Annotated in this window: 10 protein-coding genes; 1 reads left to right on the top strand and 9 read right to left on the bottom strand. The window is 72.9% G+C overall.

All coding sequences use genetic code 11. The annotated features are described in order from the left end of the window. Positions 1–4: 4 nt before the first annotated feature. The 9 genes from OHA64_RS00765 to OHA64_RS00725 form a co-directional block, all read right to left on the bottom strand. Positions 5–5,530 carry an SDR family NAD(P)-dependent oxidoreductase gene (locus OHA64_RS00765; protein WP_405606512.1) on the bottom strand — a complete coding sequence of 1,842 codons (5,526 nt, stop codon included), beginning with the start codon at positions 5,528–5,530 and terminating at the stop codon, positions 5–7. Then, the gene (locus tag OHA64_RS00760) at positions 5,527–5,883 is read right to left on the bottom strand and encodes an acyl carrier protein (RefSeq protein WP_405606510.1); all 357 of its coding nucleotides are present in this window, start codon (positions 5,881–5,883) and stop codon (positions 5,527–5,529) included. Before OHA64_RS00760 ends, OHA64_RS00765 begins: the two co-directional genes overlap by 4 nt. Before the next feature lie 48 nt (positions 5,884–5,931). Continuing rightward, a complete protein-coding gene (locus tag OHA64_RS00755) occupies positions 5,932–6,678 on the bottom strand; it encodes an SDR family NAD(P)-dependent oxidoreductase (RefSeq protein ID WP_405606508.1) in 747 nt (248 codons plus the stop codon). Then, on the bottom strand, positions 6,675–8,033 hold the full coding sequence (locus OHA64_RS00750; protein ID WP_405606506.1) for a class I adenylate-forming enzyme family protein: 1,359 nt from the start codon (positions 8,031–8,033) through the stop codon (positions 6,675–6,677). The genes OHA64_RS00755 and OHA64_RS00750 overlap by 4 nt, the downstream gene beginning before the upstream one ends. 12 nt (positions 8,034–8,045) lie before the next feature. Beyond that, complete coding sequence (locus OHA64_RS00745) at positions 8,046–10,034, bottom strand: amino acid adenylation domain-containing protein (RefSeq protein WP_405606504.1); 1,989 nt, start codon at positions 10,032–10,034, stop codon at positions 8,046–8,048. Then, complete coding sequence (locus OHA64_RS00740) at positions 10,034–11,176, bottom strand: acyl-CoA dehydrogenase family protein (protein WP_405606502.1); 1,143 nt, start codon at positions 11,174–11,176, stop codon at positions 10,034–10,036. The genes OHA64_RS00745 and OHA64_RS00740 overlap by 1 nt, the downstream gene beginning before the upstream one ends. 17 nt (positions 11,177–11,193) lie before the next feature. Next, the gene (locus OHA64_RS00735) at positions 11,194–11,451 is read right to left on the bottom strand and encodes an acyl carrier protein (RefSeq protein ID WP_405606500.1); all 258 of its coding nucleotides are present in this window, start codon (positions 11,449–11,451) and stop codon (positions 11,194–11,196) included. Beyond that, positions 11,448–12,401: a 3-hydroxyacyl-CoA dehydrogenase family protein gene (locus tag OHA64_RS00730; RefSeq protein ID WP_405606498.1), complete on the bottom strand. Its 954-nt coding sequence runs from the start codon at positions 12,399–12,401 to the stop codon at positions 11,448–11,450. The genes OHA64_RS00735 and OHA64_RS00730 overlap by 4 nt, the downstream gene beginning before the upstream one ends. 120 nt (positions 12,402–12,521) lie before the next feature. Beyond that, complete coding sequence (locus OHA64_RS00725; RefSeq protein WP_405606496.1) at positions 12,522–13,859, bottom strand: ACP S-malonyltransferase; 1,338 nt, start codon at positions 13,857–13,859, stop codon at positions 12,522–12,524. Positions 13,860–14,179: 320 nt separating this feature from the next. Here OHA64_RS00725 and OHA64_RS00720 point away from each other — a divergent pair, with 320 nt between their 5' ends. Next, positions 14,180–15,469, top strand: coding sequence for an MFS transporter (locus OHA64_RS00720; RefSeq protein ID WP_405606494.1), 1,290 nt, complete (start codon positions 14,180–14,182; stop codon positions 15,467–15,469). The last annotated feature ends 45 nt before the right edge of the window (positions 15,470–15,514 follow it).

The following is a 15,514-nucleotide window of genomic DNA, read 5'->3' as shown; positions in this document are numbered from 1 at the left end:
GTGCTCACTCTTCCTCGGCTTCTCGGTCTGCCAACAGCTGCTCCAGCGCCCTGATCTCCGCGTCGTCCAGCGTGTCCAGACAGGACAGGAGGCGTTCCGCCTCCGACGGCGACAGCGCACCACCAGGACCGGCCCCCGAACCGGACTCAGTACCGGCCGCCCCGGCCGGTGCGGCGTCGAGCGGTGTCCCGGCGGGGTGCGGACCGGGGCGTGCCGGGTCCCCAGCGGCCGGCCCGGCCACGTCGGCCCCGGCCCCCGACTCGTCGAGCCGCTGCAGCAGCACCTGCACCAAGTGGTGGAAGGCGTCCGCGTCGAGCAGCCCGGTCAGCGGCAGGTCGACGTCCAGGTCACGGCGGATCCGGCTGCGGACCTCGACGGCCAGCAGCGAGTCCAGGCCGAGCCCGGTCAGCGACACCTCCGGCCGGATCGCTGCGGGGGAGACGCCGAGGCGGTCGGCGAGCACGGTCCGCAGATAGCCCGCGGCGCGCTCGGCGCGCTGCTCCGCGCTCGCGTACGCCCAGTCGTGCCGCAGCCCCGGGCCCGCGCCGTGCGTGCCCTCCCCGGCCGACCGGTCGGGGCGGGACGGGGACTGCGGGGACCGCCCCGTCGGGTACCGGTCCCGGTAGCGGTCCCAGTCGAGCCGGAACACACCGACCTGGGCCTGCCCGCCGGCCAGCGCCCGGTCCAGCGCGGCGAAGGCGGCCTCGGGTTCGAGGGGGGTGAAACCGGACGAGGCCAGACGGTCTTGCAGATGCCGGTCCATGCGGTCCGCCATGCCGATGCTCCACGGGCCCCAGCCGACGCTGAGCGACGGAAGGCCGAGCGCCCGGCGGTAGTGCGCGAACGCGTCGAGGAAGGCGTTGCCCGCCGCGTAGTGCGCCTGCCCCGGCGAGCCGAGCAGCGCGGCCGTGGACGAGAAGAGGACGAACTCCTCCAGCTCGCAGTCCAGGGTGGCCCGGTGCAGGTTCAGGCATCCGGTGACCTTGGGGGAGAGGACCCGGGCGAAGGAGGCCCAGTCCAGCCGCGAGACGACGGCGTCGTCGACGACCCCGGCGGCGTGCACCACGCCCCGCAGCCCGCCCCACTCCTTCTCGGCGCGCGCGACCAGTTCGCCGACCGCCGCCTCGTCGGTCACGTCCAGCCCGACGACGGTGACCTCGACACCCGAGTTCCGCAACTGCGCGACGGCGGACTGCGCTTCGGGGTCCGGCTCACCGCGTGAGGCGAGGGCGACATGGCGTGCGCCGCGTCCGGCGAGCCAGGCGGCGGTGCGCAGCCCGAGCGCCCCGAGACCGCCGGTGACCAGATGGCATCCCCGGCCGCTCAGCCGGGCCGTGTCCCGTCCGGCGGAGGTGTCGCGGCGCAACGCCGTGCGGTACAGCCGGCCCTGTCGTACGGCCGTCTCGGCGGGCAGGCCCGGGTCCGCGAGGGTGGTGGCGAGCAGGCGGAGCGAGGCGACGGGGTCGCCGGGGTCCACGTCGCACAGGGTGACGTCGAGTTCGGGCAGTTCCAGGGCCAGGCTGCGGCCGAGGCCCCACACCATCGCCGGATGCGGGTCGCGGACCTCGGCCGCGTCGAGCACCGGCACGGCACCGCAGGTGACGAGCGTGATACCGGCCGGTGGCCGCCCGACCCGGTCCGCGGCCTGCACCGCGGCCGGGAGGCTGCCGCACAGGGCACGCGTTCCGGCGTCGTCGTACCGGGTGCTGCCCAGCGCGAGGCAGTGCACGAGCCGGGCCTCGCCGGTCTCCCGCAACAGGCGGGCCCATTGGTCCGGTTCGGCCGGGTCGAGCACGCAATGGTCGCCGTCATGAACGAACGCGGTGCCCGTCTCGACGACGGTGCACTGCCCGCCCCGCTCGCGGATCCCAGCCGCCAGGTGCCCGCCGTAGCCGTGGCCGTCGCCGAGCACGATCCACCGGCTGCCGTCGAGGCGCCCCGCAGCCGGTGCGGGGCACTCCTCCCAGCCGTCGGTGTGCACCAGGCCCACCATGTCCGTGCCCGTGAGCTGGGCGCCGTCGAGGAACCGCAGTTCCAGGCCGGTGAGCTCGAGCAGCGCACGGCCGTCCCGGTCCGTCAGCCACACGTCCGCGACCATCCGGTGTCCGTCCAGGACACGCGGGGCCACGCGCACCCGGCCGCAGTCGGGGGCCTCGGCGCCCAGGGCGTGGAAGACGGCCCGCTCGACGCGGAAGGGCAGCAGCACCCGCCCGCCGAACGGCTCCCGAACCGCCGCCGCGGCGATGGCCGTCTGGATGCAGGAGTCGAGCAGGGCCATGGTCCGCTCCCGGGCGCTCGGCGCGGTGAGCGTGACCTCGCCGAAGGTCTCCTGCTCCAGCAGGGCCAGCCGCTCGATCCACCGGAAGGAGGGACCGAAGCGGTAGCCGGCGTCCCGCAGATCCGCGTACAGCCGGTCGACGTCGTACGGCCGCTGCCCGTCACCCGGAACGCCGGCCCGTTCCGGCGTCCGCCGCGCCCCGGCCGGATCCAGGGCGCGCACGCGGCCCTCGCCGTGCACCTGCCAGGAGCCCTCGCCGTGCGGGGCGGCGCCCGGGTCGAGGCCGAGCACCCGGGCGGCCGACCAGGCGTCGGCGGCCGGTTGGACGACGACCTGCAGCGTGTGCTCGCCGGTGCCCGGCAGCAGGGCGCGCGGGAACACCAGGTCCTCCACGACCGCCCCGGCCACGTCCGTGGCGGCCTCCAGCAGGCAGGCGGTGTGGTAGGCCCCGGGCACGACCGGCCGGCCCAGGATGACGTGGTCGTCCAGGCAGCGCAGCGCCGCGGTCCCCACCCGGGTCTCGAAACGCCGCTCGGACGACTGCGGCAGCGCCAGCCGGCGCAGCGCCAGGGCGTCACCGCCCGTGGTGGGCGCGGCGGCCGTACCGGCACGGCCGTCCACCCAGTGCCGTTGCCGGGCGAACGGGTACAGGGGCGCGGCCACCCTGCGGTGGCCGAACGGCCGGAAGTACGCCGGCCAGTCGATGCGCGCGCCGTCGGCCACCAGCCGGGCAGCCGCGGCCAGCAGGGACTGTGTGTCGGGCTCCTTGCGCCCCAGGGTGGGCAGCCAGGCGCCCGCGTGGCCGGCGGACTGGAGCCGGCCGAGCGCGGCCAGGGTGCCGGCCGGGCCGATCTCCACGAAGTGGGTCGCGCCGCCCTCCAGCAGGGCGGCGATGCCGTCCGCGAAGCGCACCGGCGCGGTCAGCTGCCGCGCCCAGTACTCCGGACCCATCTCGTCCGGGGCGGCGGGCGCGCCGGTGACGTTGGTGACGAAGGGCAGGCGCGGGGCGGCGTGCGCGATCTCCCGCGCCGCCGCACGCAGGCGGGCGGCAGCCGGTTCCATCAGGGGTGAGTGGAAGGCGTGTGTGGTGTCCAGGGGGCGGGTGTGCCGGCCGCGCGCCGCGAACTCCTCCTCCAGGGCGGCTATCGCCGACTCGCTGCCGGAGACGGTCAGCCGGTCCGGGGCGTTGTGGGCGGCCACGGCCGCCGGGCCGTCGCACGCGGCGACCAGGGCCTCCACCTCGGCGAGGTCCGCGCCGCCGACCGCGACCATGCGCCCCGCCTGAGGCAGATCCGCGACGGCCCGGCCGCGCCGGGCCACCAGCCGCAGACCGTCCGCCGCGTCGAACACCCCGGCGGCGCAGGCCGCCGCGTACTCGCCGAGGCTGTGACCGACGACCGCGTCGGGCCGGACGCCGAGCCGCTCCCACAGCTCCGTCAGGGCCACCTGCATCAGGAAGAACGCGGGCTGGAGCAGCTCCGCCCGGCCGAGCAGCTCCGCGTCCGCCAGCACGGTCAGCGGATCGACGCCGGTCAGCGCCACGAACTCGGGCACGTACCGATCGACGGCGGCCTTGAAGAGCGGCTGGTCCCGGTACAGCCCGAGGGCCATCCGCGGGTACTGGGAACCCTGGCCGGAGTAGAGGAAGGCGATCCTCGGCCTGCCCTGCGCGGCCTCCTCCCGGTGCAACAGTGCCAGACCGCCGGCCAGCCAGGAGTCGAGCCGGTCCGCCGCCGTCGCGGCCGAGTCGGCGGTGACGCTGACCAGGTGCGGGAAGCGGCGCCGCCCGACCTGGCTGGTGTGAGCGAGGTCGGGCAGGTCGGCCCCGGGCTCGCGCAACCGGTCGGCCCAGGCGCGGGCCAGGTCGCGCAGGCCCTCGGCGGTCCTGGCCGACACGGTGAGCAGCTCGCCCTGGGGCCGCGGTGCGTCGGGCCGCGGGGCGGGCGCGGGGGCCTGCTGGAGGACGGCGAAGGCGTTGGTGCCGCCGATCCCGAGACTGTTGACCGCCGCACGGCGCGGAGCCCCGGCCCACTCCACGGGTCCCCGGTTGACGTCGAAAGCGGTCCGGTCCAGGTGCAGTTGCGGGTTGGGCCGGGTGAAGTACGGGCTGGGCGGGATGACTCCGTGGTGCAGGGCGAGCACGGCCTTGACGAGACCGGCCACCCCCGCCGCCGCCTCCAGATGGCCCACCAGGGCCTTGACCGACCCGATCGCGCTCGCCGTGTCCGCGCCCAGGGCCCGGCGCAGCGCCGCGATCTCGATGGGGTCGCCCATGGGCACGCCCGTGCCGTGCGCCTCCACGTAGCCGATGGTCGCCGGGTCGATGCCGGACACGGCCAGGGCCTGCCGCATGGCGCCCAGCTGGCCGGTCACGCTAGCCGCACCGTAACTCGCCTTCCCGCCGCCGTCGTTGTTCACGGCCGTGCCCAGGATCGTCGCGTAGACGGTGTCCCCGTCCCGCAGCGCGTCCTCCAGTGGCTTGAGGACGGCGGCAGCCACACCGCTGCCGAACAGGGTGCCGGAGGCGTTCTCGTCGAACGGCAGGCAGCGCCCGTCGGGGGAGAGGATCCCGCCCTCGCGGTGGAAGTAGCCAGCCGCGGCGGGCACCCGCACGGTCACCCCGCCGGCCAGCGCCACCGAGCATTCCCCGTTGAGCAGGCTCTGACAGGCCAGGTGCACGGCGACCATGGAGGTGGAGCAGGCCGTCTGCACGGTCAGCGCGGGCCCGGTCAGGTGCAGCTTGTACGACACCCGCGTGGCCAGGAAGTCCTTGTCCACGCCGAGGTGTTCTACGGAGGCGGTGGGGTCGGGCAGCCGGCCGGACGCGCGGAGGACCTCCGGCAGATAGCCGGCCATCACCCCGCCCGCCCCGCCGAACACGCCGACGTGCGAGGGGCCCGCGTCGGGCGTGAGCAGCCCCGCGTGTTCCAGCGCGTGCCAGCAGGTCTCCAGGAACAGCCGGTGCTGCGGGTCGAGGACGGCCGCCTCCCGTGGGGACATGTCGAAGAAGGAGGCGTCGAACCGGTCGATGTCGTCCAGCACGGCGGCGGCCTTGACGTAGTCGCGGTGGCCGATCCACGCCTCGTCGACACCGCTGCGGCGCAGCTCCGCGTCGCTGAGGTCGCGCACCGCGGGCCGGCCCTCGGCGACCATCCGCCAGTAGGCATCCAGGTCCGGCGCGCCGGGGAAGCGGCCGGCCATGCCGACGACGGCGACCTGCCCCTCCGGGGGCGGGGAGTCCGGCGCCGTCACGACTCGGTCCGCGCGCCGAGCCGGGCGGCGCGGTTGCCCCGGGCCACCGCACGCCGCGGGGTGTCCGGCTCCCGCGGGCCGTCCCGCTCCTCCTCGGTGCCCGGCCCGTCCTGCGCGGCGTCGTAGACGCGCAGCAGGTCGCCGACCGTGCGCACGCTGGTGACCGACTCCCGCTCGGCGAACGGGTCCAGGTCCAGCTCCAGTTCGAGGACCGCCACGATCCGGGCCAAGTGCAGGGAGGAGAGCCCCAGTTGGTCGACGAGCAGCTGGTCCTCGTCCAGCCGGTCGCAGGGCCCGGCGACCTCATTGACGATCTCCAGCACGGTGGCCTTGATCACCTCGTGCCTGTCCACTGGCTGTCAACTCCCTCTTCGTCCGCCCCGGTCGTCGTCGACCGGGGCTCAGCAGGTGTAGCCGCCGTCCACGGCGATGGTCTGGCCGGTGATGAACCCCGCGGCCGGCGAGATGAGGAACCCGACCACGCCGACCACGTCCTCGACGGTGCCGAGCCGGGCCAGCGGGGTGCGGCGCACGACGCGGCGCCGCTGGTCCTCACTCATGCCGGCCGTCATCTCGCTGTCGAAGTAGCCGGGGGCGACGCTCACCACCCGCACCCCGGCCGGGCCCACCTCCTTGGCCAGGCTCCGGGTGAACCCGTCGAGCGCTGCCTTGGCCGCGCTGTAGACCGCCACTCCGGTCTGGCCGCGCAGCGCGTTGATCGACGAGATGTTGACCACGACACCGGCCCGCCGCGCGAGCATCGGCTTGAGACATGCACGGGTGAGCAGTACGGGCAGGGTCACGTCGAGGTGCAGCGCGTCCTCGACGGCCGCTGCCGTGGTCAGCGTGAGGAGCCCTTCGAGGCCAACGCCCGCGTTGTTGACCAGGACGTCCACCCGGCGGTGGGCCCGCACGACGTCACGGGCGAACGCCTCGACCGCAGCCGTGTCCGCGCCGTCGACGGCGGACCACGCCAGAGTGTCGTCACCGACGCGCTTGCGCAGCTCCGCCAGCTGCCCGGACTCCGACCGGCTGAAGGTCGCCACGCGGTAGCCGCGCCCGATCAGGTCCTCGACCAGCGCGAACCCCAGTCCGCGGCTGCCGCCGCTGACCACGGCCACCGGCCGGTCGTCGGGGGTGGTGGTCATGCGTGGCCTCCTCGGCGCTTGAACCGGTCGCTGTACAGGGGGGTGTCCGCCACCAGGAAGACGGCCGGGACCTTGTGCGGCGCCAGCCGGGCCGCGCACAGCGCGCGCAACCGCCGCGTGAGGTCCGCGCGGTCCTCCGGGGCCAGCAGTTCCACGGTGGCCACGACCACCTGCCCGGTCACCGGGTTGGCCCGCCCCTCGACCACCACGTCCCGCACGTTGTCCGCGGCGAGCAGCACGTTCTCCACCTCGGTGGGGTGCACCTTCTCGCCGCCCACGTTGATCAGCCGCGACGCACGGCCGATCACCCGCAGGGTGCCGTCCTCGGCCGGCTCCACGGCGTCGCCGGTGTTCAGCCAGCCGTCCGCGTCGAACGGATCGGGGGCGTTGAGGTAACCGAGCATGGCCGTCGGCGACTTGATCCACAGCACGCCGTCCACGATCTTCGTGTCGAAGCCCTTGCCGCCCACGTCCATCCGCAGTGAGCCGGGGGAGGGGGACCGGGTCGGCAGGATGCCGGTCTCCGTCAGGCCGTACGTCTGCTTCAGCCGCACCCCCGGCAGTTCCTCGGCCAGGTGGGCGAGGGTGACCTCGCGCATCGGCTCGGTGCCGTAGGTGATCAGTTCCAGCGACGACAGGTCGAACTTCCGGTGTGCCCCAGAGATCAGCAGCATGGTCAGGAACGACGGTGTGGTGGGCAGCAGTTGGGCGCGGTGGCGTTCGACGGCGCGGCAGATGTGCTCCGGGCTGCGCCTCGGCTCGCTGATCACCGTGCCTCCGGAGCCGAGGGTGTGCAGCAGCGTGTTGATCCCGCCGATGTGGTCCAGGCCCATGAACTGCACCGTGCGCAGCGGCCGTCCCCCGCCGTCGCGGAACCGGGCCAGCAGCCGGGGCAGGGACAGCAGGGCGGCCTTCGCCTCGCCGGTGGAACCGGACGAGAACAGCACCAGGCCCGCGTCGCCCGAGGTGCGCAGCTCCGCCAGCCTCGCGGGCGGGGGAGCGTCGGGCGCCGTCACCTCCGAGGCGGTGAACAGGTCCCCGGAGGTGAACTCCACGACGCGGGTGACGTGCGCCGTCGCCAGCCGGGCCGGGCGCTGCTCGGCGGGCGGATCGGTGCGGGCCAGCGGCACCACCGTGTTGCCGCGCAGCGTCAGTGCCAGGAGCAGCGCGACACGGCCCGTGGTGGTGTCGCCGACGACGGCCACCGCCTCGCCGGGGGCAACCCCCATCCGCTCCAGCCGGGCGTGCCAGTCCTCCGTCCGCGCGACGAGGTCCGCGTACGTCGCCGTGCCGTCCGGCCCGCAGAGGGCCTCCCGGTCGCCGAACCGGGCCAGTCGTGTCAGCAGCCAGTCCATCGTCTCGCTTCTCTACAGTCCGGTCCGGTGGGCCCGCACATGGGCGGCGTCGGCCAGCAGCCGGCGGTCGATCTTTCCGCTGCCGGTGCGCGGCAGCCGGGGGAGCAGGTCGTAGCCGGTGGGCACCAGGTACGGCGGCAGCCGGCGGGCCAGGTGGTCGCGCAGCGCCTCGCGGGTGAGCCCCTCACCGGTCACCGCGGCCCGCAGGGTCGCCATGACGGTCCCGGCCTGGTGCACGGTGACCGCGCACTCGCGCACGCCGGGCACCTGCTGCAGCACGCTCTCGATCTCGGTGACGTCGATTCTGATGCCCCGGATCTTGATCTGGGTGTCCTGCCGGCCCAGGAAGTCGAGTTCGCCGGAGGGCAGCCAGCGCACGATGTCGCCGGTGTCGTACATTCGGCCCGCGCCGCCGCCGTGTTCGGGCAGGAAACTGCGGGCGGTCAGCTCCGCGTCGCCCAGGTAGCCGCGGGCGACGCACGCGCCTGCCAGGTGCAGCACGCCGAACGCGCCGACGGGCAGCGCGTTGCCGTGCCGCAGCACGAAGCAGCGGACGTTGTCGATGGGCGCGCCGATGGGCACCCGCTCGGCGCGCGGCTGCCGGGGGCAGTCGTAGCTGGTCACGTCGACGGTCGCCTCGGTCGGGCCGTAGAGGTTGACCAGGGTGGCCTTGCCCTGGAAGAGCTCGCCGAACTCCGCGACACAGGTGCCGGTCAGGCTCTCGCCGCTGGAGAACAGCCAGCGCAGCGCGTGCAGCCGCGGTGCGTCGCCGGTGGCCCGCAGATGGGCCAGGAACGCGGCGAGCATGGACGGCACGAAGTGCAGGGCGGTGACCCCCTCGCGTTCAGCGGTCTCCACGACGGCCAGCGGGAAGCGCTCCATGACGGGCGCGAGCAGGTGCATGCGGCTGCCCGTCAGGGCCCACCAGAACAGCTCCCATACCGACACGTCGAAGATCACCGGTGTCTTCTGCAGCAGGGTGTCCCCGGGGCCGATGGGGTAGCGCCGCTGCATCCAGGCCAGCCGGTTCACCACCGAACGGTGTTCCACCATCACGCCTTTGGGCGCCCCGGTGGTTCCGGAGGTGTAGATCACGTACGCGAGGTCCTGCGGGGACGTCGTGGGCAGCGGACCGCCGGGCCCCCGCAGATGCACCTCGTCGCGCAGGTCCCACACGGGCACGCCGAAGTCGACGGAGGTGTCGGTGGCGGTCAGGACGACGTCGGCGCCGCTGTGGGCGACGATCCGCCGGTGGCGCAGTTCGGGCGCGTGCGGGTCGAGCGGCAGATAGGCACGCCCGGCCTTGAGTACGGCGAACAGGGCGACGGGCAGCTGCGTGGTCCGCTCCGCCAGCACGCCCACGATCCGGCACTCGGCGGGCAGTTCGGCCACCAGGCGGGCCGCCAGGGCGTCGCTGCGCTGGTCCAGTTCGCGGTAGGTCAGTGATTCGGCGTCGGAGCTCACGGCGACCGCGTCCGGGGTGCGCCCGGCCTGCTCGCGTAGAAGCTGGTGCAGGGTCGCGCCGGAGGGGAAGGGCCGGGCGGTGTCGTTGAAGCCGACGAGGACCTGGTCGCGGTCCTCGTCCCGCAGCACCGGATAGCCGGACACCGGGCGGGAGGCGTCGCGTACGGCCTGCGCCAGCAGGGTCGCCCAGATCCGCGCGGTCGCGTCGGCCGTCACCGGGTCGGGATGCTCCACGCGGACGTGGTCCGCCTCCAGCGCGAGCCGGAACAGGCATGCGGGAGCGTCGGCGGGCGTCTCGTCCGATGCGGCCGCGATCCGGCCGGCGAGGGCGTCCAGCGGCTCGTCCGGGTCGACCGTGACGTCGTGGGTGCGCCGGAAGGCGTCGAACCGGCTGAGCGGATCGGCGTCGGTGTAGTGCACGGCCACCGCCGCCGTCGCCAGGACCAGGGCACGCTCGGCGCCGGGGCGCGCGGACGCGGTGGTGACGACCGGCCCGTGCCGAAGGCCGTCGTCGAGTGCGGCGCGGACGAGGGCCATCAGACCCCCCGCCGGGCCGCGTGGGCGAGCCGCGGAGCCAGCATGCGCTCCAGGATCTGCGTGGTGCCCTCCAGGATGGTGAGTACCTTGGCGTCCCGGTAGACCCGGGCAGTGACCCCGGACTCCAGGACCCCGCCGGACGCCAGTACCTGCACGGCCTGCGCGGAGTGCTCCTCCAGCACACGGCAGGCGAAGTACTTGGCGGACAGCACCCGGTCGGTGGCGGCGGCGTCGCCCGCGTCCAGCGCCCGCGACGCGGCCAGGCACAGGTGCCGCGCCGCCTCCAGGTCCGTGGCCATCCGGGTGATCAGGGACTGCACCTGCCCGTGCTCGATGAGGGGCTGCCCGAACGCATGCCGCTCCAGCGCGTGAGCGGCTGCCGCGGCGAACACCTCGTGCAGCATGCCCGCGGCCATCCAGGCCACGGCGTGCCGGCCGTGCTCCAGGGCGAGCGGCACCAGTACGGCGAGGCCGAAGCCGTCCCGCCCGACCACGGCGGAGGGGCTGATCTCGCAGTCCCGGAACTCCAGTCGGGCCAGCGCCGCCGCGCGCAGGCCGAGCGTCTCGCCCATGGGGGTGATGGTGAGCCCGGGATGGTCCCGGTCGACGAGGCAGGCGACGGAGCGGCCCGCGCGCTGGACGAAGACGAGGAAGACGTCGGCCTGTCCGCCGAAGGTGATGAAGACCTTGCAGCCGTTCAGCAGCAGCCGGCCCGAGCGCTCCTCCAGGCTGGTCCGGATCCCGGACAGATCGCTGCCGGACTGCGGTTCGGTCATCGCGATGGCGGCGATCCGGCTGCCGTCGGCCAACGGGGGCAAGACGTTTCTGCGTTGCTCGTCGGTGCCCCAGCGCGCCACTACCTGGGCGGCCATGTGGTGCACGTTCACCAGAGAGGCCAGGGAGGCGCTGACGCGGCCCGTCGCCTCGTACAGCAGCCCCGTGCGGACGGCGTCCCAGCCGCCCCCGCCCGCCTCGGCGGGCAGAGCGGCGCCGATCAGCCGCTGCTCCCGGCACCAGTCGATCACCGTTTGGGTGAGACGACCCGCCTGGTCCCAGCGGGCGGGTTCGCCGTGCCACCGGTCCAGTTCCTTGAGCAGAGCGGCGTGGTGTGCGCTCTGCTCGTCAGTCAGCAGATGTTCCATGGTCGAACTGCCGCCGCTCAGCCGAGGGTCTTCTTCTGGAGCACGAAGTCGACGATCTTGTTCACCGTGGTGAAGTTCTCCAGGGCGAGGTCGTCGAGCTTGACCTTGATGTCGAAGCGGTTCTCCACGAAGCCGATGAGCTGGATCACGAACAGCGAGTTGACCCGGCCGGTCTCGAACATGTCCTCGTCCCGGTCCGGTGCGGGCCCCGGGTCGTGCCGAGCCAGGAACTCCAGAACGATCTGGTCTATTTCTTCGCGAACCGACGTCGTCATGCTTTCTTCCTCGTGTCCGTCGCAGGGGCCGTGGAGTCGTGCGATGTGCCGGAAGAGCCTTCGGGGGCGCCGCCGTCGCCGTGCGGGGCGCCGCCGTAGTCGTAGAACCCCGCGCCCGTCTTGCGGCCGAGACGGCCCTCGGCCATCAGGGAGCGCAACAGGCCACTGGCCCGGAACCGGGGGTCCTGGTAGCTGTCGTAGAGGCTGTCGAGGGTCAGGGCCACGGTGTCGACCCCGATGAGGTCGATCGTCTCCAGCGGGCCCATCCGGTGCCCGAAGCACTTCTTGAAGATGGTGTCGACGACCGTGGGGTCGAGGCCCTCGTCCTCGATGAGACGGGCGGCCTCGTTGAAGAACAGGTGGGAGATGCGGTTGCTGACGAAGCCGGGGAAGTCGCCCACGACGACCGCCTCCTTGCCCAGTGCGCCGAGCAGCCCACGGACGTACGCCATGCACTCCTCGGAGGTCTGCGCCCCGCGCATCACCTCCACCGTGTCCGTCAGATGGGACGGGTTCATGAAGTGCACCCCGACGACCAGCTCCGGACGGCCGGTCGTCGCGGCGAGCCGGCCGATGCCGATGCTGGAGGTGTTCACGCCGATGCCCACCCCGGGCGGCAGGACCTTGTCCAGCGCTCGGTAGACCTGCTCCTTCACCTCCCAGCGCTCGCTGACGTTCTCCACGACGAACTCGCACGCGTCCAGGTCCGCGAGGTCCTCGGAGACCACCACGGACGCGAGCGCGTCGTCGGGGTCCACGCGGGGCAGGGCCGGGCGCAGCATCGGGCCGAAGCGCGCGGCCTGGGCGACGGTGTCCAGGGCCCGCTCGAGCGCCGACGGGTCGACGTCGACGAGTACCACGCCAAAGCCGTGCAGGACGAGGTCGGCGCAGACCGTGCTGCCGATCGCCCCGGCCCCCAGCACGCCGACGGTGCGCTTGCTGTCACTCACGTCCCCGGCTCCTCACGACACGCTGCGTGGCGGTGCGCATGCGCAACTCGCCCCCTCTCTTCGTCTGCCTGCGGTGATGGACGGGCTGATGCTGCTCGTGGTGGTGCGCGCGAGCGCCGGTCAGCGCCGCCAGAGCCGCCCGTCCAGCACGCGATGGCGCGCGACGGCGCGCTCGCGCTCGGGAACACCCTTGGAATCCAGCAGCTCGTCGAGGAGACCGAGCGCCTGCGAGACGTCCTCGCCGGCCGGCGCGGCGCTCTCGCGCAGCCGCTCCAGCTCGCGGTAGCGCGCCACCACCCTTTGGTGCCGCACGGGGTCGTCGGCCAGGCGGGTGCGGGTGCTGACGGCCGTGCGCAGACAGCGGTCGAGGACCGCGGGGTACTGTTCCTCGGCAAGGTACAGGGCCGCCGCCAGTTGGCTCTCCGCCGTGAGCCGGTCGAAGGGGACGACACGCAGGGACGGGGCGGCCTTCTCGGCCAGGAACGTCAGGACCGTGCCCGGGCCGAACTCCACGGCCTGGCCCACGCCCGCGTCGAGCAGCGTGCGCTGCACGTCCAGCCAGCGCACCGGTTCGACCAGCTGCCGGACCAGGAGCCGAGCGCTCCGGGCTCCGCCCGCGTGGCGCTCGGCGTGCACGCCGGACAGCACTGGCACGGCCGGCGTGCCCACGGGTGTTTCGTCGAGCACCCGGGCCATGCCGTCCGCCGCCGCGCGCATCAGGGGGCTGTGGTACGGCCCCTCCAGGCGCAGCGGGTAGACCACCGCGCCACGTGCCTCGAGTTCCCCCGCCACCGCGGTGACGTCGTCGGTGGAGCCTGAGACGGCGACCTGGCGTGGCGCGTCGTGTGCCGAGACGTGCACGTCGAGGCCTTCGTCACGGGCGGCGGCACACGCGGCGTGGACGACGTCCGCGTCGAGGTCGATGACCCACATCATGGTGCCGTTCAGGGCACGGGACGCCTCGCGGATGAGTTCGGCGCGCCGGCGCACCAGCGTGATGGCGTCGGCCAGCGTCAGGGCGCCGGCACAGCACAACGCCGTGTACTCGCCGAGACTGTGGCCGGCGCAGAACGAGACCGGAATGCCGATCTCCTCCTGGAACACACGGAACATGGCCACGCCGGTCACCAGCACCGCGAGCTGGCTTTCCTCCTGGCGTCTGAGCGTGGCCTTCTGCTGCGGATCGAAGATGATGTCGGTCCAGTTCGCACCCAATAAGTCGGACGCCTCGTCGAGTGTGCTGCGGTACGTCTTGTGGCGATCCCGGAGATCTGCGCCCATTCCGGTGTACTGCGCTCCAACGCCCGGAAATACGGCAGCAATCGCCGGAGGTGAACTGGTCACGCCGCCCCCGTTTGCCTTGAGCTGGTTCCCCGTCAACCGGCCCGTTCCCTGGATGTTTTGGCAGGGCACGGGCTTTTGGCCTGGCGTCGATCGAATATGCCATAGGGCCGACATGGAGGCAAGGAATCAGAATGACGTGGCGCGGAACAGGTGGATCACGCCGCGATGAGGGGGTTTGGGCCGGCCGTCGAGGTGGCGCAGGTGACGCACGCGCCCTCCAGGGAAGATCATCAACTTCCGCTAGCTGGCGCAAAGTTGGCCATATAACAGCTGGACCTGCCGCCTTATCCGGGGTCTTCCCGGTTGTCAGGTGCGGTGAGCGGGCGGAGCCTGGACCGGCGGGTGGTGCCGGCAGCGGGTATTTCCGGTCAATTACGTGCGCCGACGGCCAAAATGTTGACGTGGCCCCCGCCCCCTGGCAAAGTTTGCGACTCATGGCTGACCGGAACCTGCAAACCGCCTCCAGGCCGCCCGACGAGTTCGACGAAAAGCCGACTTCCCGCCTTTCTCGAAACCGCGAATTCCTGCTCCTGCTCGGCGCCGACACCGTTAGCCAGGTCGGCACCCAGGTCACTCTTATCGCATTGCCCGTCGCGGCCCTTGTGACGCTGGATGCCAATCCCTTCCAGATCGGCCTGCTCAACGCCGTGGAAATGATGGCGTTCGTCTTCTTCGGGCTTCCCGTGGGGGTGTGGGTCGACCGTATGCGGCGCCGGCCCATTCAGGTGGTCAGTGATGTGGTGCGCGGCGTGGCTCTGCTCTCCGTTCCGCTCGCCTGGGCCTTCGACGCGCTCACCATCGGTCAGATGTTCTGTGTGGCGGCCGTCATTGGCATCGGGACCGTCTTCTTCGACGTGGCCCACATGAGTTATCTGCCGACCGTGGTGTCCGACGAGGAACTCACCCGCGGTGCCGGGGCGCTGGAGAGCGTCTACCAGGTCGCCAAACTGGGCGGACCCGGCCTGGGCGGCCTGCTGGTGCAGGCCTTCACCGCGCCGTTCGCCCTCCTCGTCGATGGTGTCAGCTATCTGCTCTCCGGGCTGCTGCTCGGCCGGATCCGCGCCACCGAGGAACAGCCGGAGCGGACCGGGCACGAGAAGCTGCGGGTGCAGATCGCCGAGGGCCTGCGCTGTGTGGCCGGCAACCGGATCGTCCGGCTGACAGCCATGAACGGCGCGCTCACCATGCTGTTCTTCGGCGCCTGGAACGCCATCAGCATCGTGTTCATGATTCGCGAGCTGGGCATCTCCCCGGGTGTCTACGGCCTGTTGCTGATCGGCGTGTCCATCGGCGGGGCCCTCGGCGCGATGGCGGCCGCGCGCGTGGTGGGCCGGATCGGCACCGGCCGCACGATGTGGTGGGCGTCGGCGCTGTCGATCCCCGCCATCGCGGTCATCCCCTTCACCGGCAACGGCTGGGCGATGGCGTTCTTCGTCCTGGGCGCCGGCGTCTTCGAACTGTTCAGCAGCGTGTTCAACGTGGCCCAGTTCAGCTACCGCCTCGCGGTGCTGCCGCAGCGCCTGCACGGCCGGGTCAACGCCACCATGCGCTTCCTGATGTGGGGCGCGACGCCGGTCGGCGCGGTCATGGGGGGCGCGCTCATCGGAGTGATCGGCGCCCGGCAGACCCTGTGGCTGTGCGCGGCCGGCTTCTTCCTCCCCCAGCTCCTGGTGCTCCTGACCCCCGGCGTCCGCACCCTGCCGGAACCGGCCAAGGCCGACTGAGACCGCCAGGACCCACGCGGAACGAGTCCAGGAGATCAGGGATCT

Origin of the sequence: Streptomyces sp. NBC_00076, assembly GCF_045041235.1 — a bacterium.
Taxonomy (GTDB): Bacteria; Actinomycetota; Actinomycetes; order Streptomycetales; family Streptomycetaceae; genus Streptomyces.
This window is presented reverse-complemented; position numbering and strand designations above follow the sequence as displayed.